Source organism: Streptomyces sp. NRRL S-37, from assembly GCF_000721605.1.
Classification (GTDB): domain Bacteria; phylum Actinomycetota; class Actinomycetes; order Streptomycetales; family Streptomycetaceae; genus Streptomyces.
This window is the reverse complement of the sequence record NZ_JOIZ01000005.1, coordinates 156,996-175,529: the sequence shown is the minus strand read 5'-3', so window position 1 is coordinate 175,529 and position 18,534 is coordinate 156,996. Positions and strand designations below refer to the sequence as shown.

Here is an 18,534-nt window from a genome sequence, read left to right as displayed (position 1 = left end):
CGCCGCTCAGGCCACCGCGCTCAGCGTGTCCGCGAGGCGCCGCCGGGCCGCTCGCGCCGCCGGGAGGGCGGCGAGCCCCGCGGCACCCAGCACCGCCGCCGCCCCGAGCGGCACCAGCAGCGCGGGGGAGGGCAGCCGGGCGATCCCCGCGCCGATGCCGCTCGACCTCCCCTGGGCGTCGATCAGCCAGCGCGCCAGCGGCAGCCCCAGGGCCATGGCGAGGAGCACGGCCACCAGAGCCGTACCGGCCGTGGCGGTGACCGTGACGGCGGTGATCTGCCGAGGGGTCAGGCCGACGGCCTTGAGCGCCAGCAGATCGCGTTCACCCTCGCGGACCGTGCCGCCGATCGCCGTCAGCAGCTCGATCAGTCCGATCAGCGCGAGGACCACGATCAGCCCGAGGACCACCGCGCGCAGCGGGGACAGCCCGTCGGCCGGGTTGGCCACGGCATGCACGTCCAGATGGCCGCGGCCCGCCGCCGTCAGCCGATCGGCGACCGCGACCGGGTCCGCGCCGGGGTCCAGCCGGAGCTGGTAAAGGGCAGGGCGCAGGTCCGGGTCGTTGGCGCGGAGGGTGTCCAGCGAGGTGGAGACGGTCCGTCCGGCGTTCTCCGGTTCGATGCTGCGGCCGACGATGTGCAGGATCTGCGGCCGGTCGCCGACGGTCATCCGCACCCAGTCGCCCACCCGCACGTGCAGCAGGTCGAGCAGCCCCTGACCGGCCACCGCCTCGTCCGGGCCGCGCGCGGGACGCCCCTCGGCCAGCGTGAACGGGTACGGCTCCGCACGGGTGCCGAGGCCGCGCAGGGCGATGGTGGCGGTCTGGCCGGGAACCAGCGCGGCCACCTCCACACCCGGATAGGCGGCGGCGACCTGAGGGTCGCGCTCCAGCAGCGCGCGGGTCTCCCGGTCGCCCAGCGAGGCGTCCGCGCGGACACCGAGCGCGGTGGGCAGCCCCACCTGCTCCGGACTGCTGTGAAAGCGGTCGAGGGTGGTCCACGCGCTCAGTGCCACCACGATCAGCAGCAGCGGCAGCGCCAGCCTGCCCACCGCGCCCAGCGAACGCGACCGGCGGGTGAACGCCTTGTGCCAGCCCAGGACCAGCGCCGGCGGCACCCGTGCCCCCAGCGCCCGCCGCGCCACACCGGTCAGCCGCCCGGCCGGGGGCGCCGCCGGGCGCGGCACCGGCACCGGCGGCACCCGCCCCGCCCGCCAGGCGGCCAGCCCGGTGGTCGCGCCGATGAACAGCACCGCCCCGGCCGGTACGGCGAACAGCGCCGCGGTGTGTCCGGGCAGCCCCTGCCACACGTCGACCGCGTCCCCGAGCCGCCCCGGCACCGCGCCGCCCAGCGCCTCGGTGAGCACGGCGGCGGCCACGGCACCGAGCAGGGCGTAACCGAGGTGCTGGATCAGGAAGACGCGGACGACCTGGCCGGGCGTGAAGCCGATCGCCTTGAGGACCGAGATGTCCCGCAGGTGCCCCCGGATCCGGGTGGCGATCGCCCCGTGCACGGCGAACCCGGCGGCGGCCAGCGCGCCCAGGCCGAACAGGCCGAGCACCTGCCCGAGCAGCCGGTTGTCGCCCTGCGCCTCGGCCCGCGCCTGCTGCCAGGTGGCCACCTCGCCGATCGCCCCGGCGCCCAGCTCGGTCACCGCCCGCTGCACGGCGTACCCGGTGTCGCCCGGGTCGGTCAGCCGCAGCCCGACCACCCGGCCGCCCGGGTCCGGCACCGCCGACGGCAGCGCCCACACCAGGCCCGCCCGCTCACCCGGCCGGTAGCGCGGCTCGGCGCTGTCGGCGACGCCCACCACGGTCAGTTCCCGCGCGGTGCCGGGCACGGTGAGCGTGTCACCGGGGGCCGTGAACAGCGCCCGCGCGAGGCGGCTCTCCAGGACCACCCCGTCGGGGGTGGCCGGGTCCAGCCAGTGCCCGGAGGTGATCAGCGGGCGGCCCACCTCGGGCTCGGCGGGGGTGCCGCGCAGCTCCACGGAGGCCCGGCCGCCCGCCGAGGCGAGGGTGAGCGAGGCCGTCGGGTAGGGGCCGGCGACGGACTCCACGCCGTCCAGCCCGGCCAGCCTCCCCGCGTCGGCGGAGGCGGTGGTGTGCAGCGTGACGTGCGCGCCGCGCGCCTGCGTGAAGACCCGCTGCCAGGGGTTGGTGGCGTACCCGAACAGGGCCGTGGCCAGCAGCAGCGACGCGACGATGCCCGCGGTGGCCAGCACCAGGAACAGCGCCTCGCCGCGGTGCGTGCGCAGATCGGAGTGCGCCCAGCGCAGAGTGGCTCGCACGGGCGCTCAACCCCTCGGCGCGGGGCGGTCGTGGACGCGCATGTCAGTCCTTGAGCTCCAGCACACCGGACGCACCGGTCCGGCGCGGCGGGACGCCGCCGTCGAGCGCGGCGTCGTCGGCGATCCGGCCGTCGAAGAAGCTGATCACCCGGTCCGCCGCGCTCGCCAGCCGCGCGTCGTGCGTGACCAGCAGGATCGTCTGCCCGCGCTGGTGGAAGCGGGACAGCAGCCGCATCACCTCGCGGGTGCCCTTGCTGTCCAGGCTGCCCGCGGGCTCGTCGGCCAGCAGCAGCGGCGGGTGGTTGACCAACGCCCGGGCGAGGGCGACCCGCTGCTGCTCACCGCCGGACAGCTCGCCCGGCATGCTGCGTTCCTTGCCCGCGAGCCCCAGTTCGGCCAGGAGTTCCTCCCGCCCGGCGCGGGCCTTTCTCGGCGGCACCCCGGCGAGCAGTGCGGGCAGTTCCACGTTGTCGGCGACCGACAGGCCGGAGACGAGGTTGAAGAACTGGAAGACGATCCCGATCCGCTTGCGGCGCTCCACCGCCCAGCGGGCCTCGCCGTAGCCGTCCGTGCACACGCCGTCCAGCCAGACGCTGCCCGCGTCGGGCCGCTGGAGCCCGCCGAGCAGGTGCAGCAGCGTCGACTTGCCCGCACCGGACGGGCCGGTGATCGCCACGAACTCGCCGCGCGCCACCCGCAGGTCGACCCCGCGCACGGCGTGCGCCGGGGCGCCCTCGCCGTGGTGCGTCTTGACCAGGCCCTCGGCGCGCAGCACTTCAGCGGTGCGCTCGCTCACTGAAGCTCCTCCAGCTCCTCCTGGCACCGCTCCAGCCAGTCGAGGTCGGCCTGCAGATGCAGCATGGCGCCCTCGATCAGCAGGTGGGAGATGCGGTTGTCCCGGTCCTCGGCGGCGGCCAGCTTCGACAACTGCCGCATGGTGTTCAGGTACTGGCGCCGCTGTCGGTTGATCAGCGCGATCCGGTCGGCGAGACCGGTCTGCGGGGCCAGGGCCAGCTTCATGAAGAACTCGTCCCGCACCCGCGGCTCGTCCGCCGTCTCCTCGTACCAGGCGCGCAGCGCCTCCCGCCCGGTGTCGGTGAGGTGGTAGACCTTCTTGTTGGGCCGGCTCGACTGCTCGACGTCCTCGCCCTCGATCAGTCCCGTTTTCTCGAGGCGGCCGAGGGTGACGTAGATCTGGCCGACGTTCGGCTGAGGGTACGCGGAGCCCAGCAGTTGCTCAAGGTCCTGCTTGAGCTCGTAGCCGTGGGCCGGGCCACGGGCGAGCAGCGCCAGGAGGGGCAGCCGCACTCGTGCTCTCCTCCTCGCGTCCTGGGGGGCAATGTGCCGCAGGGCCTAGTATCGCGCATACCTAACGGGTATACATGGCCTCTGACCCCGGACGATGGTGCCCGGGTGCCGGTGTACAGGGAGGAACCTATGCGGTGGATCCATGCCGCGGGTAGGGGCCTCCTCGTCCTGGTCGTCGTCCTGACCGGTTACGTCGCCTCCGGGGCGCGGGCCGACGAGGCCGGCGGGGGCGGTCGTGGACCGCTCACCCTGGCCACCGCCGGTGACCTCACCGGCTATCTGGGTTCCGTGCTGGAGGGCTGGAACCGCACCCATCCCGGCGAGGAGGTCACCCTCGTCGAGCTGCCCGACTCCGCCGACGAGACCCGCGCGCAGATGATCACCGATCTGCGCGGCGGCGAGCGCGGCCGGTTCGACGTGCTCAACATCGACGTGAGCTGGACCTCGGAGTTCGCCGCCGCCGGCTGGATCCGCCCGCTGTCCCGCGACCGCTTCCCGCTCGACGCCTTCCTGCCCCGGGTCGTGGACACGGCGACCTACGACGAACGCCTGTACGCCGTCCCGTACGTCACCAACGCCGGACTGCTCCTGTACCGCAAGGACGTCCTCGACGCCGAGGGCGTCCCGCCCCCGCGCACCTGGGCCGATCTCGAACGGGCCGCGAGGACCCTCGCCCCGGAGCACGGTCTCGACGGCTACGCCGGCCAGTTCCTGCCCTACGAGGGCCTGACCGTCAACGCGGCCGAGGCCGTCTACTCGGCCGGCGGCACCATCCTCGGCGACGAGGGCGAACGCGTCACCGTGAACTCACGGGCGGCCAGGGACGGCATCGGCTTCCTCGCGCGCGGGGTCCGCGAGGGCTGGATCCCCCGCGAGGCGCTGACGTACAAGGAGGAGGAGTCCAAGCGGGCCTTCCAGGACGGCCGGCTGCTCTTCCTGCGCAACTGGCCCTACGCCTACGTCGCCGCCTCCGCCCCGGGCTCGAAGGTCGCCGGCAAGGTCGGCGCCGTACCGCTGCCGGGACCGGACGGTCCGGGCACCAGCGTCCTCGGCGGCTCCAACCTGGCCGTCGCCGGCCACGCCCGGCACCCCGACTCGGCCGCGCGCCTGATCGCGTACCTCACCAGCGAGCGCGTGCAGCGCCAGGTCCTCACGCGCGGCGCCCTGCCGCCCGTACGGGCCGGCCTGTACGACGATCCGGAACTGGTCCGGCGGTTCCCCTACCTGCCGACCCTGCGCGAGAGCGTGCTCGCCGCCGCCCCGCGCCCCAAGAGCCCGCACTACGACCAGGTGAGCCTGGTGGTGCAGGCGGTGGTGCACGACGCGATGACCGGGCGGCAGACGCCCGGGGCCGCGGTGCGCCGGCTGGCGGCCGAGCTGGCCGCCGTCTCCTCGCGATAGAACCCTCCCTAGTTACATGTTAGGTAACGCGGACGTCTCGAATGTGTCCGCTATACCCACTTGAATACCTGTCTGGACCGGCCAACTCCACGGTAGCTCGCGCACGTTCATTGACACCCTCGCGACTCCGCTACCTAACATGCATGCATAACGAGCACTCCTCACAGACAGGTCAATGGGGTGAACAGGCACCACTGGTGGCGTGACGCGGTGATCTACCAGGTCTACGTCCGCAGCTTTCTGGACAGCACCGGCGACGGCATCGGCGATCTCGCCGGCGTCAGGGCCGGGCTGCCGTATCTGAAGAAGCTCGGCGTGGACGGGATCTGGCTGAGCCCCTTCTACCCCTCGCCGCAGCACGACCACGGCTACGACGTCGCCGACTACACCGGCGTCGACCCGGTCTTCGGCGACCTCGCCGAGTTCGACCTGCTGGTCGACGCAGCCCGGCGGCTCGGCGTCAAGGTGCTGCTGGACATCGTCCCCAACCACTGCTCCAGTGAGCACCCCTGGTTCCGCGCCGCCCTCGACGCGGCCCCCGGCAGCCCCGAGCGCGCCCGCTTCCACTTCGCCGACGGCCGCGGCCCGGACGGCGCCGAGCCGCCCAACAACTGGCACGCCATGTTCGGCGGCCCCGCCTGGACCCGGATCACCGAGCCGGACGGCCGGCCCGGCCAGTGGTACCTCCACATGTTCACGCCCGAACAGCCCGACTGGAACTGGCGCGATCCCCAGGTCGCCGCCGAGTTCGACCGGATCCTCCGCTTCTGGCTGGACCGGGGCGTCGACGGCTTCCGCATCGACGTCGCCGCCGGCCTCTTCAAACACCCGGAGCTGCCCGACTCCCCGGACCCGGAGGCCGACGCCCGCACCCGCGACTCGGTCAACCCGCTCGCCTGGAACCAGCCCGAGGTGCACGACGTGTGGCGGCACTGGCGCGCGGTGTGCGAGGAGTACACCGCCCGCGACGGCCGCGAACGCCTCCTGGTCGGCGAGGTCTCCGTCCCCACCGCCCGCGAACACGCCCGCTACGTCCGCCCGGACGAACTCCACCAGGCCTTCTTCTTCGACCTCCTCGGCGCCCCCTGGGACGCCGACGCCTTCCGCAAGGTCATCTCCGAGGCCATGCAGGACATCGCGGGCACCGGTTCCACCGTCACCTGGGTCCTCAACAACCACGACCAGGTCCGCACCGTCACCCGCTACGGCGAACCCGCCCCGGACGGCAGCGGACTCGGCCCGGCCCGCGCCCGCGCCGCCGCGTTGCTGATGCTGGCGCTGCCCGGCGCCGCGTACATCTACCAGGGCGAGGAACTGGGCCTGCCCGAGGTCGTGGACCTGCCCGACGACGTGCTCACCGACCCGATCTTCCGCCGCACCGGCAGCCGCGCCCGGATACGCGACGGCTGCCGGGTGCCGCTGCCCTGGTCCGGACAGGCCTCACCGTTCGGCTTCACCTCCGGCGCCGAGGGCGTACGGCCCTGGCTGCCGCAGCCCGAGTGGTTCGCCGAGCACGCCACCGACCGGGCGCTGGCCGACACCCGCTCCTCCTGGCACCTGTACCGCGACGGCCTCCAACTACGTTCCGCCCTGAATCAGTTGGGCGAGGGAACGCTCCGCTGGCTGGACACCCAGCCCGGCGTCCTCGCCTTCACCCGCGGCGACGACCTGGTCTGCGCCGTCAACTTCGGTACCGCCCCCGTACCCGCCCCGGCCGCCGGCGCCCCGCTGCTCGCCAGCGGCCCCTGCCCGCCCGGGACGCTCCCCGGCTCCACCGCCGCCTGGTGGATCGACGGCTCCTTGAAACCCCGTACCGACTGAATCTCCGTACCCACGAAGGGACATCGACGATGATGCGACGACGTACCACCCTGCTCACCGGCTGCACCGCCCTCGTCCTCGCGCTCGGCGCGACCGCCTGCGGCAGCGGCGACCCCGTCACGGCCGGCGGCGGCGACAAGTCGCTCGGCGGCCAGACCGTCACCGTGGCCGGCGTCTGGTCCGGCAGCGAGCAGAAGAACTTCCAGAAGGTGCTGGACGCCTTCACCGAGAAGACCGGTGCCGAGACCGCCTTCGTCTCCACCGGCGACAACGTCTCCACCGTCGTCGGCAGCAAGATCGAGGGCGGCAACGCCCCCGACGTCGTCATGGTCCCGCAGGTCGGCGTGCTCAAGCAGTTCGCCGAGAAGGGCTGGCTCAAGCCGCTCGACGAGAAGGTGCGGTCCACCGTCGACGGCAACTTCGCCGAGGTGTGGCGGAACTACGGCAGCGTCGACGGCACCCTGTACGGCCTCTACTTCAAGGCCGCCCACAAGTCGACCGTCTGGTACAGCCCCGAGGCCCTGGAACAGGCCGGCGTCACCCCGCCGAAGACCTACGACGAGATGCTGAAGAACGGCCGCACCGTCTCCGACTCCGGTCTCGCCGCGTTCTCGGTGGCCGGACAGGACGGCTGGACCCTCACCGACTGGTTCGAGAACGTCTACCTCTCCCAGGCCGGACCCGAGAAGTACGACGCCCTCGCCGCCCACGAGATCAAGTGGACCGACCCGACCGTCGTCGAGGCGCTCACCACCCTCGGCAAACTGTTCAAGGACGAGCAGCTCGTCGCGGGCGGCCGGAAGCAGGCCCTCAACACCGACTTCCCCGGCTCCGTGGAGAAGGTCTTCGGGCCCAAGGCCGAGGCCGCCATGGTCTACGAGGGCGACTTCGTCGCCGGTGTCGCCAAGGACCAGTTCGGCAGGAGCATCGGCACCGACGCGAACTTCTTCCCCTTCCCGCCGGTCGGCGACGGCAAGGCCCCCGTGGTCAGCGGCGGTGACGCGGCCGTCGTCCTCAAGGACGGCAAGAACAGCGAGGCCGGCATGGCACTCGTGGAGTACCTCGCCAGCCCGGAGGCCGCCGCCGTATGGGCCGAGGCGGGCGGCTTCCTCTCCCCGAACAAGAAGCTCGACCTCTCCTCCTACGGCGACGACGTCACCCGCGCCACCGCCGAGTCCCTCGTCGAGGCGGGCGACTCGGTCCGCTTCGACATGTCCGACCAGGCCCCCGCGGCGTTCGGCGGCACCAAGGGCACCGGCGAGTGGAAGATCCTCCAGGACTTCCTGCGCGACCCGGCCGACCCGGCGAAGACCGCCGCCGCACTCGAGAAGGCCGCGGCCAAGGCGTACGGGAACTGACCGCCATGACCGACACCCTGGTGAAAGAGGCGAGCCCGCCGGCATCCGTGCACCCCGACGGCGCGGGCGGCCGACGCCTGCGCCGTCGGGGCCGCGTCATCGCCCTGCTGTTCGTGTTCCCCGCGCTGCTCCTGCTGGGCGCGCTGGTCGTGTACCCGGTGCTGTTCTCCGTCGGCCGCAGCTTCTTCGACGCCTCCGGCAACGAGTTCGTGGGCGGCGAGAACTACGCCGAGATGTTCCGCGACCCGGTCACCCTCAAGGCCATCCGGAACACCGCGATCTGGGTCGTCGTGGCGCCGACGCTGCTGACCGGGCTCGGGCTGATCCTGGCCGTCCTGGTCGAGAAGGTCCGCTGGGCCACCGCCTTCAAGCTGCTGCTGTTCATGCCGATGGCGGTGTCCTTCCTCGCCGCCGGCATCATCTTCCGGCTCGCCTACGACGACGACCCGGACAAGGGGGTGCTCAACGCGGCCGTCGTGTCCGTGCACGACGCTTTCAAGGGGTCCTCCTCGTACCCGACCGCCCGTGCGCGGGACGGGGAGGGGCTGACCGAGGAGAAGGACGGGTCGTACGTCACCGGGGCGGAGGTGTCGCCCGGGGGGACGGCGGCGGTGCTGGGGCTGGTCGGGGTGGCCCCCAAGGACCTGCCGGGGGACGCCGAACCCGCCGCCGTCGCCGGAAAGGCCGGTTCCGGCGAGGTGCGCGGTGTGGTGTACCTCGACTTCACGCCCGGTGGGGGAGGGAAGCCGGGAGTGGTCGACCGGGAGGAGAGCGGACTGCCCGGGGTCACGGTCGAAGCGGTGCGTGACGGGGAGACGGCCGCCCGTACGACCACCGCGGCCGACGGGTCGTTCCGGTTCACGGGGCTGGACGGCGGCCCGTACGCCCTGAAGCTGCCCGCGTCGAACTTCGCCGCACCCTACGACGGCGTCTCCTGGCTCGGCCCCACGCTCGTCACCCCCGCGATCATCGGGGCGTACCTGTGGATCTGGACCGGGTTCGCGATGGTGCTCATCGGGGCGGGGCTGTCCACCCTGCCCCGGGACGCGCTGGAGGCCGCGCGGATGGACGGGGCCAACGAGTGGCAGATCTTCCGGCGGATCACCGTCCCGCTGCTCGCGCCCGTCCTCACCGTGGTGTTCGTGACCCTGGTGATCAACGTGATGAAGGTCTTCGACCTCGTCTACATCATCGCGCCCGGTCCCGTGCAGGAGGACGCGACCGTGCTCGCGACGCAGATGTGGCTGGTGTCGTTCGGCGGCGGCAACAACCAGGGGCTGGGCAGCGCGCTGGGCGTGCTGCTGCTGCTCCTGGTCATTCCGGCCATGGTGTTCAACGTCCGTCGTTTTCGGAGGAGTCAGCGGTGAGCGCGGTACGGCGTGTGCTGGGCAACGCGGTGGTGCAGGCGTTCCTGGTGGTGATCGGGCTGGTGTGGATGACCCCGCTGGCCGGGCTGTTCCTGTCCTCGCTGCGGTCGGCCGAGGAGACGGCGGAGGGGGGCTGGTGGACCGTGTTCACCAGCCCGGGGGAGTTGTCCTTCGAGAACTACTCGGCCCTGCTGGGGAATGCGGGGATCACGCAGGCGTTCTGGAACACCGTGCTGATCTCGGTGCCGACCACGGTGCTGGTGGTGGTCGTCGCCGCGCTGGCCGGATACGCCTTCGCGTGGCTGGACTTCCCCGGGCGTGAGCCCGTCTTCCTGGTCGTCGTCGCGCTGTTGGTCGTGCCCGTGCAGATCGGGTTGCTGCCGGTGGCGAAACTCTTCGGGCAGCTCGGGCTGTTCGGGACCATTCCGGGTGTCGTGCTGTTCCACGTCGCCTACGGGCTGCCGTTCGCGGTGTTCCTGCTGCGGAACTACTTCGCCGAGATGCCGAAGGAGATGCTGGAGGCCGCGCGGATGGACGGGGGGAGCGAGTGGCGGATCTTCACCCGGCTGGTGCTGCCGGTGGGGCGGCCGGCGATCGCCAGCCTCGCGATCTTCCAGTTCCTGTGGGTGTGGAACGACATGCTGGTCGCGCTGCTGTTCGCGGACAGTTCCGCGCAGCCGCTGACGGTGCAGCTTCAGTCGCAGATCCGGCAGTTCGGCAGCAACATCGATGTGCTGGCGCCGGGGGCGTTCCTGTCGCTGGTGGTGCCGGTCGTCGTGTTCTTCGCGTTCCAGCGGCACTTCGTGCAGGGGGTCATGGCGGGGTCCGTCAAGTAGGTTTCTTCGCCCCCGTCGCCCCTTCCCGTCCCGAAACCGGGGCTCCGCCCCAGACCCCGCTCCTCAAACTCCGGAGGGGCTAAATCTCAGCCCCTCCGGCGTTTGAGGAGCGAGGGTCCGGGGGCAGCGCCCCCGGAGGACGGGAACGGGAAGGGGCGGCGGGGGCGAATCAAACGGCTCGTTCCCCACCGCCGGACCGGGCTATGCCGACGCCGCCGGATACAGATCCCTCGGCAGCCGTGACGCCGCCGCCCTGTCCAGGAGCCACAAGGTGCGGCTGCGGCCGTACGCACCCGCCGCCGGGGCCTGGATCTCCCCCGCACCCGCCAGGGCGATCTCCGCCGCCTCCGCCTTGTCCTCGCCGGCCGCCAGCAGCCAGACCTCCCGGGCCGCCCGGATCGCGGGGAGGGTCAGGGTGACCCTCGTCGGCGGGGGCTTCGGGGCGCCGTGGACGCCCACCACCGTGCGTTCCGTCTCCCGGACCGCCGGGAGTTCCGGGAAGAGGGACGCCACGTGTGTGTCCGGGCCGACGCCCAGCATCAGGACGTCGAAGGTCGGGACCGGGCCATGGTTCTCCGGGCCGGCCGCCGCGGCCAGTTCCTCCGCGTAGGCCGCCGCCGCCGCGTCCACGTCCGTGCCGTGCGGGCCGTCCGACGCGGGCATGGCGTGCACGCGCTTCGGGTCCAGCGGCACCGCGTCCAGCAGCGCCTCACGGGCCTGGGTGACATTGCGCTCCGGGTCGCCCTCCGGCAGGAAGCGTTCGTCGCCCCACCACAGGTCGAGCCGGGCCCAGTCGATCGCGTCCCGCGCCGGGGCGGCGGCCAGCGCGGCCAGCAGGCCGTTGCCGTTGCGGCCGCCGGTCAGGACCACGGACGCCGCACCCCGCGAGGCCTGCGCGTCCACGATCCTCGTGATCAGCCGGGCCGCCGCGGCCTGCGCCATCAGCTCCTTGTCCCGGTGCACGACCAGCTGCGGTGCCGTACTCACTTCGCCGCCGCCTTCTTCACCGGGGCCTGCGCCGTCGCCTCGGCCGCGGGAGCTTTCGCAGCCGACTCGACGGGAGCCGGGACCGCTTCCCGTTCTCCTTTGGCCGGTGCGTCAGCCCTCTCCGGCTCCGACGACTTCAGGCGTTCCACGCCGTAGCGCAGCGCCGAGGCGTACGTGTCGTCCGGGTCCAGACGGCGCAGCTCCTCCGCGATCAGTTCCGCCGTGTCGCGGCGCTTGAGCGCCACCGCACGCTTCGGCTGGCCCTGGATGGACAGCGTCGCCAGCGAACCGTCGGCGCGGTCCAGCACGATCGGGCCGCAGTCGGTGTCCATGCGGACCGCCGTGAGCCCCGGGCCGCCGGAGTGGGAGCGCTTGACGGGGACGTCCAGCCGGTCCGCGAGCCACATCGCCAGCAGCTCGCAGCTCGGGTTGAACTCCTCGCCCTCCACCTCGACGCCCTGCACCTCGCAGGCGATCTGGTCCAGCGCCGCCGCCAGCATCGAACGCCAGGGCGTGATGCGGGTCCACGACAGGTCCGTGTCGCCGGGGGTGTAGGCGTCGGCGCGGGCGGCGAGCTCCTCCACCGGCTTCTCGCAGGCGTAGGTGTCGGTCACCCTGCGCTGGGCCAGCGCGCCCAGCGGGTCCTTCGCCGGGTCCAGCGGGGCGTTGACCGGCCACCACACCACCACCGGGGCGTCCGGCAGCAGCAGCGGCAGCACCACCGACTGGGCGTGGTCGGCGACCTCGCCGTACAGGCGCAGGATGACGGTCTCGCCGGTGCCGGCGTCCACGCCCACCCGGACCTCGGCGTCGAGGCGGGACTGGGTGCGGTCACGGGGGGAGCGGGAGACGCGCTTGACGACGACCAGCGTGCGCGAGGGGTGCTCGCGCGAGGCGTCACCGGCCGCCTTCAGCGCGTCGTAGGCGTTCTCCTCGTCCGTGACGATGACCAGCGTGAGCACCATGCCGACGGCCGGAGTGCCGATGGCCCGGCGGGCCTTCACCAGCGCCTTGTTGATCTTGCTGGCCGTGGTGTCCGTGAGGTCTGTCTTCATGGCCGGCGCCAGCTCCGTCCGTCTCGCTCGAGCATTTCGTCCGCCTCGACGGGTCCCCACGTCCCGGCCGGGTACTGGGCCGGCCTGCCGTGGGTGTCCCAGTACTCCTCGATCGGGTCGAGGATCTTCCAGGACAGCTCGACCTCCTCCGTGCGCGGGAAGAGGTTGGAGTCGCCGAGCAGGACGTCCAGGATCAGGCGCTCGTACGCCTCCGGGCTGGACTCGGTGAACGACTCGCCGTAGGCGAAGTCCATCGACACGTCCCGGATCTCCATCGACGTGCCCGGCACCTTGGAGCCGAACCGGACCGTGACGCCCTCGTCCGGCTGGACGCGGATGACGATCGCGTTGGAGCCCAGCTCCTCGGTGGCCGTCGTGTCGAAGGGGGAGTGCGGCGCCCGCTGGAAGACCACCGCGATCTCGGTGACCCGCCGTCCCAGCCGCTTGCCGGTGCGCAGATAGAAGGGGACACCCGCCCAGCGGCGGTTGTCGATGCCCAGCTTGATCGCGGCGTAGGTGTCGGTCTTCGAGGAGGCGTCGATGCCCTCCTCCTCCAGATACCCGACCGCCTTCGCGCCACCCTGCCAGCCGGCCGCGTACTGCCCGCGCACGGTGTCCCGGCCCAGGTCCTTCGGCAGCCGCACGGCACCGAGCACCTTGGTCTTCTCCGCCGCCAGCGCGTCCGCGTCGAAGGAGGCCGGCTCCTCCATCGCGGTCAGCGCCATCAGCTGGAGGAGGTGGTTCTGGATGACGTCACGGGCGGCGCCGATGCCGTCGTAGTAGCCGGCCCGGCCGCCGATACCGATGTCCTCGGCCATGGTGATCTGCACGTGGTCGACGAACGACCGGTTCCATATCGGCTCGAACATCGTGTTGGCGAAGCGCAGCGCCAGGATGTTCTGGACCGTCTCCTTGCCCAGGTAGTGGTCGATGCGGAAGACCTGGTCCGGGGCGAAGACCTCGTGGACGATCGCGTTCAGTTCCTCGGCCGACCTCAGGTCGTGCCCGAACGGCTTCTCGATCACCGCGCGGCGCCAGGAACCGTCCTTCTGGTCGGCCAGCCCGTGCTTCTTCAGCTGCTGGATGACCACCGGGAAGGAACGCGGCGGCACCGACAGGTAGAAGGCGAAGTTGCCGCCCGTGCCCTGCGCCTTGTCCAGCTCCTCGATCGTGTCGCGCAGCCGCTCGAACGACGCGTCGTCGTCGAAGGTGCCCTGCACGAAGCGCATGCCCTGGATGAGCTGCTGCCAGACCTCCTCGCGGAAGGGGGTGCGGGCGTGCTCCTTGACCGCGTCGTGGACCTCCTGGGCGAAGTCCTCGTTCGCCCACTCCCGGCGGGCGAACCCCACCAGCGAGAAGCCCGGCGGCAGCAGGCCCCGGTTGGCGAGGTCGTACACGGCCGGCATCAGCTTCTTGCGGGACAGGTCGCCCGTCACGCCGAAGATGACCAGGCCCGACGGCCCCGCGATACGCGGGAGCCGTCGGTCGGCGGGGTCACGCAGCGGGTTGCTGCTCGACAAGGTCTCAGCCCTCCGCGGGGGCGAGGCGCTGAAGCTCCGCCTCGGTCGACTTCAGCAGGTCGTTCCAGGAGCCCTCGAACTTGTCGACGCCCTCGTCCTCCAGAAGCTGCACCACCTCGTCGTACGAGATGCCGAGCGCCTCGACCGCGTCCAGGTCGGCGCGGGCCTGCTCGTAGGTGCCGGAGACGGCGTCGCCCCGGATCTCGCCCTGCTCCTCGGTGGCGAACAGCGTCGCCTCCGGCATGGTGTTCACCGTGTTCGGCGCCACCAGCTCGTCGACGTACATCGTGGCCTTGTACGCCTTGTCCTTCACACCGGTCGATGCCCACAGCGGACGCTGCTTGTTGGCGCCCTCGCGCTCCAGCGCGTTCCAGCGGTCCGTGGAGAAGACCTCCTCGTACGCCTGGTAGGCCAGGCGCGCGTTGGCGATGGCGGCCTTGCCGCGCAGCGCCTTGGCCTCGTCGGTGCCGAGCGCGTCGATCCGCTTGTCGATCTCGGTGTCCACGCGGGACACGAAGAAGGACGCCACGGAGTGGATCTTCGACAGGTCCAGGCCGCGCTCCTTGGCCTTCTCCAGGCCGGTCAGGAACGCGTCCATGACCTTGCGGTAGCGCTCCAGGGAGAAGATCAGCGTGACGTTGACGCTGATCCCCAGGCCGATGACCTCGGCGATCGCCGGGATGCCGGCCTCGGTCGCCGGGATCTTGATGAGGGTGTTGGGCCGGTCCACCAGCCACGCGAGCTGCTTGGCCTCGGCGACCGTCGCCTTGGTGTCGTGCGCCAGCCGCGGGTCGACCTCGATCGAGACCCGGCCGTCCTGGCCGCCGGTGGCGTCGAAGACCGGCCGCAGGATGTCGGCGGCGTCGCGGACGTCCGCCGTGGTGATCATGCGGATGGCCTCTTCGACGGTGACCTTGCGGGCGGCGAGGTCGCTCAGCTGCTGGTCGTAGCCGTCGCCCTCGGAGATCGCCTTCTGGAAGATCGTCGGGTTGGTGGTGACGCCCACGACGTGCTGCTGGTCCATCAGTTCGGCGAGGTTGCCGGACGTGATCCGCTTGCGCGACAGGTCGTCCAGCCAGATCGCGACGCCTTCGTCGGAAAGGCGCTTGAGTGCGTCCGTCATGGAAATTCCATCTCCTACGTGTCGTGTATGGGCGTCAGCGCTGGGCCGCGGCGATCGATTCCCGGGCCTGGGCCGCCACGTTCTCGGCGGTGAAGCCGAACTCCTCGAACAGCACCTTGCCGTCGGCGGAGGCGCCGAAGTGCTCCAGGGAGACGATCCGGCCGGCGTCCCCGACGTACTTGTGCCAGGTGAGACCGATCCCCGCCTCCACGGCCACGCGCGCCTTGACGGCCGGCGGCAGGACGCTGTCCCGGTACCCCTGGTCCTGCTCCTCGAACCACTCCACGGACGGCATGGACACCACACGCGTGGGCACACCGTCGGCCTGGAGCCGCTCGCGCGCCTCGACGGCGACGTGCACCTCGGAGCCGGTCGCGATCAGGACGACCTCCGGCTCACCGCCCTCCGCGTCGAACAGGACGTAGCCGCCCTTCGCCGCGTCCTCGTTGGGCTCGTACGTCGGCACGCCCTGGCGGGTCAGCGCCAGACCGTGCGGGGCGCCCTTGCCGAACTCCTTCGTCCAGCGGGTGAGGATCTCCCGCCAGGCGATCGCGGTCTCGTTGGCGTCCGCCGGGCGGACCACGTTCAGACCGGGGATGGCGCGCAGCGAGGCCAGGTGCTCGACCGGCTGGTGGGTGGGGCCGTCCTCGCCCAGACCGATGGAGTCGTGCGTCCACACGTACGTCACCGGCAGGTGCATCAGCGCCGACAGGCGTACCGCGTTGCGCATGTAGTCGGAGAACACCAGGAAGGTGCCGCCGTAGATGCGCGTGTTGCCGTGCAGCGCGATGCCGTTCATCTCCGCGGCCATGGCGTGCTCGCGGATGCCGAAGTGGATCGTGCGCCCGTACGGGTCCGCCTCGGGCAGCGGGTTGCCGGCCGGGAGGAACGACGACGTCTTGTCGATCGTGGTGTTGTTGGAGCCCGCCAGGTCGGCCGAGCCGCCCCACAGCTCCGGGATCACCGCGCCGAGCGCCTGGAGCACCTTGCCGGAGGCGGCACGGGTGGCCACGCCCTTGCCCGGCTCGAACACCGGGATCGAGTCCTGCCAGCCCTTGGGCAGCTCACCTGCGGCGATCCGGTCGTACTCGGCGGCACGCTCGGGGTTGTTGTCCCGCCACTGCTGGAAGGACTTCTCCCACACCGCGCGGGCCGCCTGGCCCCGCTCCAGCGCCTTGCGGGTGTGGCCGATGACCTCGCCGGTGACCTCGAAGGACTTCTCCGGGTCGAAGCCGAGGACGCGCTTGGTGGCCGCGACCTCGTCGTCGCCGAGCGCCGAGCCGTGCGCGGCCTCGGTGTTCTGCGCGTTCGGCGCGGGCCAGGCGATGATCGAGCGCATCGCGATGAACGACGGACGGTCGGTGACCTTCTTGGCCTCCTGGATCGCGTCGTAGATCGCGTTCACGTCCAGGTCGCCGTCCGGCTTCGGCGCCACACGCTGCACGTGCCAGCCGTACGCCTCGTACCGCTTGACGGTGTCCTCCGAGACGGCCGTCTCGGTGTCGCCCTCGATGGAGATGTGGTTGTCGTCCCACAGCAGCACCAGGTTGCCCAGCTTCTGGTGGCCCGCGAGGGAGGACGCCTCGGCGGAGATGCCCTCCTGGAGGCAGCCGTCACCGGCGATGCAGTAGACGAAGTGGTCGAACGGCGACTCGCCCGCGGCGGCCTCCGGGTCGAACAGACCGCGCTCGTAGCGGGCGGCCATCGCCATGCCCACGGCGTTGGCGACACCCTGGCCCAGCGGGCCGGTCGTGGTCTCCACGCCCGTGGTGTGCCCGTACTCCGGGTGGCCCGGCGTCTTCGAGCCCCAGGTGCGGAACGCCTTCAGGTCGTCCAGCTCCAGGCCGAAGCCGGCCAGGTAGAGCTGGGTGTAGAGGGTCAGGGACGAATGGCCGGCGGACAGCACGAAACGGTCGCGCCCGACCCAGTCGGCGTCCGCCGGGTCGTGCCGCATCACCTTCTGGAAGAGGGTGTAGGCGACGGGCGCCAAACTCATCGCCGTACCCGGATGGCCGTTACCGACCTTCTGTACGGCATCGGCGGCCAGGACGCGGGCGGTGTCGACGGCCCGCTGATCCAACTCGGTCCACTCGAGGTCTGTGGTGGTCGGCTTGTTGCTCACCCTGAGTCAGGGCTCCTCTCCACATGGATTCGGACGGCCGGTGACTGCCCACCGGCGTGGTCGAGCCTACCCCCGTAGGACGTGCCTTTTTCCGTGTCGTTCCAGAGTGCGGTCACTCTTGTGGATCCGCCTCCTGACCGGTTCGTTTTCCCATTCGGCAGATGAATACGGAGCCGCTCATCCGGGTGCTCAATCGAGCTTCCGGGCGCACCTCGGAGGGTGCCGGCCAACACGAGCGGACCCCCGCGGATGTCCGGGTCTGGGCAACGTCTACAGTGGCGTGGTACGCGCGAGCCTTTACCCCCGCTTCACGCGGGGAGGCTTGCTGGAATCTCTGTAGGGGTGTGCGTGACGGCCGTTGAATCCCGTCCAGCGGGGGTGCTGGGGACGAGTCAGAGCCCTGCCCATCGGCCGTTCGGGGCCCGCGTGATGGCATTCGTGGCTCTCACCAAGCCGCGGATCATCGAGCTGCTGCTCATCACCACCGTCCCGGTGATGTTCCTGGCGCAGCAGGGCGTGCCCGACCTGGGGCTGGTGCTGCTGACCTGCGTCGGCGGCTACCTGTCCGCGGGCGGTGCGAACGCGCTCAACATGTACATCGACCGCGACATCGACGCGCTGATGGACCGCACCTCCCAGCGTCCGCTGGTGACCGGCATGGTCAGCCCGCGCGAGTGCCTGGCCTTCGGCATCACCCTGGCGGTCGTCTCGACGCTGATGTTCGGGCTCGCCGTCAACTGGCTGTCCGCGTGGCTCTCCCTCGGCGCGCTCCTCTTCTACGTCGTCGTCTACACGATGATCCTCAAGCGGCGCACGTCGCAGAACATCGTGTGGGGCGGCATCGCCGGCTGCATGCCGGTGCTGATCGGCTGGTCCGCGGTCACCGACTCGCTGTCGTGGGCACCGGTCATCCTCTTCCTCGTCATCTTCTTCTGGACGCCGCCGCACTACTGGCCGCTGTCCATGAAGGTGAAGGACGACTACGCGCGCGTCGGCGTGCCGATGCTGCCGGTCATCGCCGGCAACAAGGCGGTCGCCAAGCAGATCGTGCTCTACAGCTGGGTCATGGTCGCGGTGTCGCTGCTGCTCACCCCGCTCGGCTACACCGGCTGGTTCTACACGGCGGTCGCCCTCGCGGCGGGCGGCTGGTGGCTGTGGGAGGCGCACGCGCTGCTGAACCGCGCGAAGGCCGAGGTGACGGGCGGCAAGCTGAAGGAGATGCGGCTGTTCCACTGGTCCATCACCTATGTGTCGCTGCTCTTCGTGGCCATCGCGGTGGACCCGTTCCTGCGGTAGCCGCTCCGTGCTCGCCGACCGGGCGGGGTACGTGGTCAAGGCCACGGACCC

At 71.5% G+C, this 18,534-nt stretch carries 14 protein-coding genes; 6 read left to right on the top strand and 8 right to left on the bottom strand.

Annotated features, from left to right (window positions below):
* Positions 1-6 precede the first annotated feature (6 nt).
* The 3 genes from IH50_RS0107670 to IH50_RS0107660 are packed head-to-tail and all read right to left on the bottom strand — an operon-like array spanning position 7 to position 3,597.
* Positions 7-2,289 (bottom strand): ABC transporter permease, encoded by a 2,283-nt coding sequence (locus tag IH50_RS0107670; RefSeq protein ID WP_030858691.1) that lies wholly within the window; start codon positions 2,287-2,289, stop codon positions 7-9.
* 43 nt (positions 2,290-2,332) lie between these two features.
* Positions 2,333-3,085 carry an ABC transporter ATP-binding protein gene (locus tag IH50_RS0107665; RefSeq protein ID WP_030858690.1) on the bottom strand — a complete coding sequence of 251 codons (753 nt, stop codon included), beginning with the start codon at positions 3,083-3,085 and terminating at the stop codon, positions 2,333-2,335.
* Entirely contained in the window at positions 3,082-3,597 is a 516-nt protein-coding gene (locus IH50_RS0107660) for a PadR family transcriptional regulator (protein WP_030858688.1), read from the bottom strand. Before IH50_RS0107660 ends, IH50_RS0107665 begins: the two co-directional genes overlap by 4 nt.
* A 129-nt stretch (positions 3,598-3,726) precedes the next feature.
* Between IH50_RS0107660 and IH50_RS0107655 the strand changes: the two genes are divergently transcribed.
* From IH50_RS0107655 to IH50_RS0107635, 5 genes are all read left to right on the top strand, one after another.
* Positions 3,727-4,998 (top strand): ABC transporter substrate-binding protein, encoded by a 1,272-nt coding sequence (locus IH50_RS0107655; RefSeq protein WP_030858687.1) that lies wholly within the window; start codon positions 3,727-3,729, stop codon positions 4,996-4,998.
* Between the two features lie 180 nt (positions 4,999-5,178).
* Positions 5,179-6,819 (top strand): glycoside hydrolase family 13 protein, encoded by a 1,641-nt coding sequence (locus tag IH50_RS0107650; protein WP_030858686.1) that lies wholly within the window; start codon positions 5,179-5,181, stop codon positions 6,817-6,819.
* A gap of 29 nt (positions 6,820-6,848) precedes the next feature.
* Positions 6,849-8,177: an ABC transporter substrate-binding protein gene (locus IH50_RS0107645; RefSeq protein WP_030858685.1), complete on the top strand. Its 1,329-nt coding sequence runs from the start codon at positions 6,849-6,851 to the stop codon at positions 8,175-8,177.
* Positions 8,178-8,182: 5 nt separating this feature from the next.
* Entirely contained in the window at positions 8,183-9,544 is a 1,362-nt protein-coding gene (locus IH50_RS0107640) for a carbohydrate ABC transporter permease (RefSeq protein ID WP_030858684.1), read from the top strand.
* Entirely contained in the window at positions 9,541-10,380 is an 840-nt protein-coding gene (locus IH50_RS0107635) for a carbohydrate ABC transporter permease (RefSeq protein WP_030858683.1), read from the top strand. The genes IH50_RS0107640 and IH50_RS0107635 overlap by 4 nt, the downstream gene beginning before the upstream one ends.
* A gap of 201 nt (positions 10,381-10,581) precedes the next feature.
* Here IH50_RS0107635 and pgl read toward each other — a convergent pair whose 3' ends face one another.
* Genes pgl through tkt form a run of 5 tightly spaced genes read right to left on the bottom strand, consistent with a single transcriptional unit; the run spans position 10,582 to position 17,187 of the window.
* Positions 10,582-11,367 (bottom strand): 6-phosphogluconolactonase, encoded by a 786-nt coding sequence (gene pgl, locus IH50_RS0107630; RefSeq protein ID WP_030858682.1) that lies wholly within the window; start codon positions 11,365-11,367, stop codon positions 10,582-10,584.
* The gene (opcA, locus tag IH50_RS0107625) at positions 11,364-12,422 is read right to left on the bottom strand and encodes a glucose-6-phosphate dehydrogenase assembly protein OpcA (protein ID WP_030858681.1); all 1,059 of its coding nucleotides are present in this window, start codon (positions 12,420-12,422) and stop codon (positions 11,364-11,366) included. Before opcA ends, pgl begins: the two co-directional genes overlap by 4 nt.
* On the bottom strand, positions 12,419-13,942 hold the full coding sequence (gene zwf, locus IH50_RS0107620) for a glucose-6-phosphate dehydrogenase (RefSeq protein ID WP_030858679.1): 1,524 nt from the start codon (positions 13,940-13,942) through the stop codon (positions 12,419-12,421). The genes opcA and zwf overlap by 4 nt, the downstream gene beginning before the upstream one ends.
* A 4-nt stretch (positions 13,943-13,946) precedes the next feature.
* Complete coding sequence (gene tal / locus IH50_RS0107615; protein ID WP_030858677.1) at positions 13,947-15,065, bottom strand: transaldolase; 1,119 nt, start codon at positions 15,063-15,065, stop codon at positions 13,947-13,949.
* Between the two features lie 34 nt (positions 15,066-15,099).
* Positions 15,100-17,187, bottom strand: coding sequence for a transketolase (gene tkt, locus IH50_RS0107610; RefSeq protein ID WP_030858675.1), 2,088 nt, complete (start codon positions 17,185-17,187; stop codon positions 15,100-15,102).
* Positions 17,188-17,529: 342 nt separating this feature from the next.
* Here tkt and IH50_RS0107605 point away from each other — a divergent pair, with 342 nt between their 5' ends.
* The gene (locus IH50_RS0107605) at positions 17,530-18,483 is read left to right on the top strand and encodes a heme o synthase (protein WP_078913887.1); all 954 of its coding nucleotides are present in this window, start codon (positions 17,530-17,532) and stop codon (positions 18,481-18,483) included.
* The last annotated feature ends 51 nt before the right edge of the window (positions 18,484-18,534 follow it).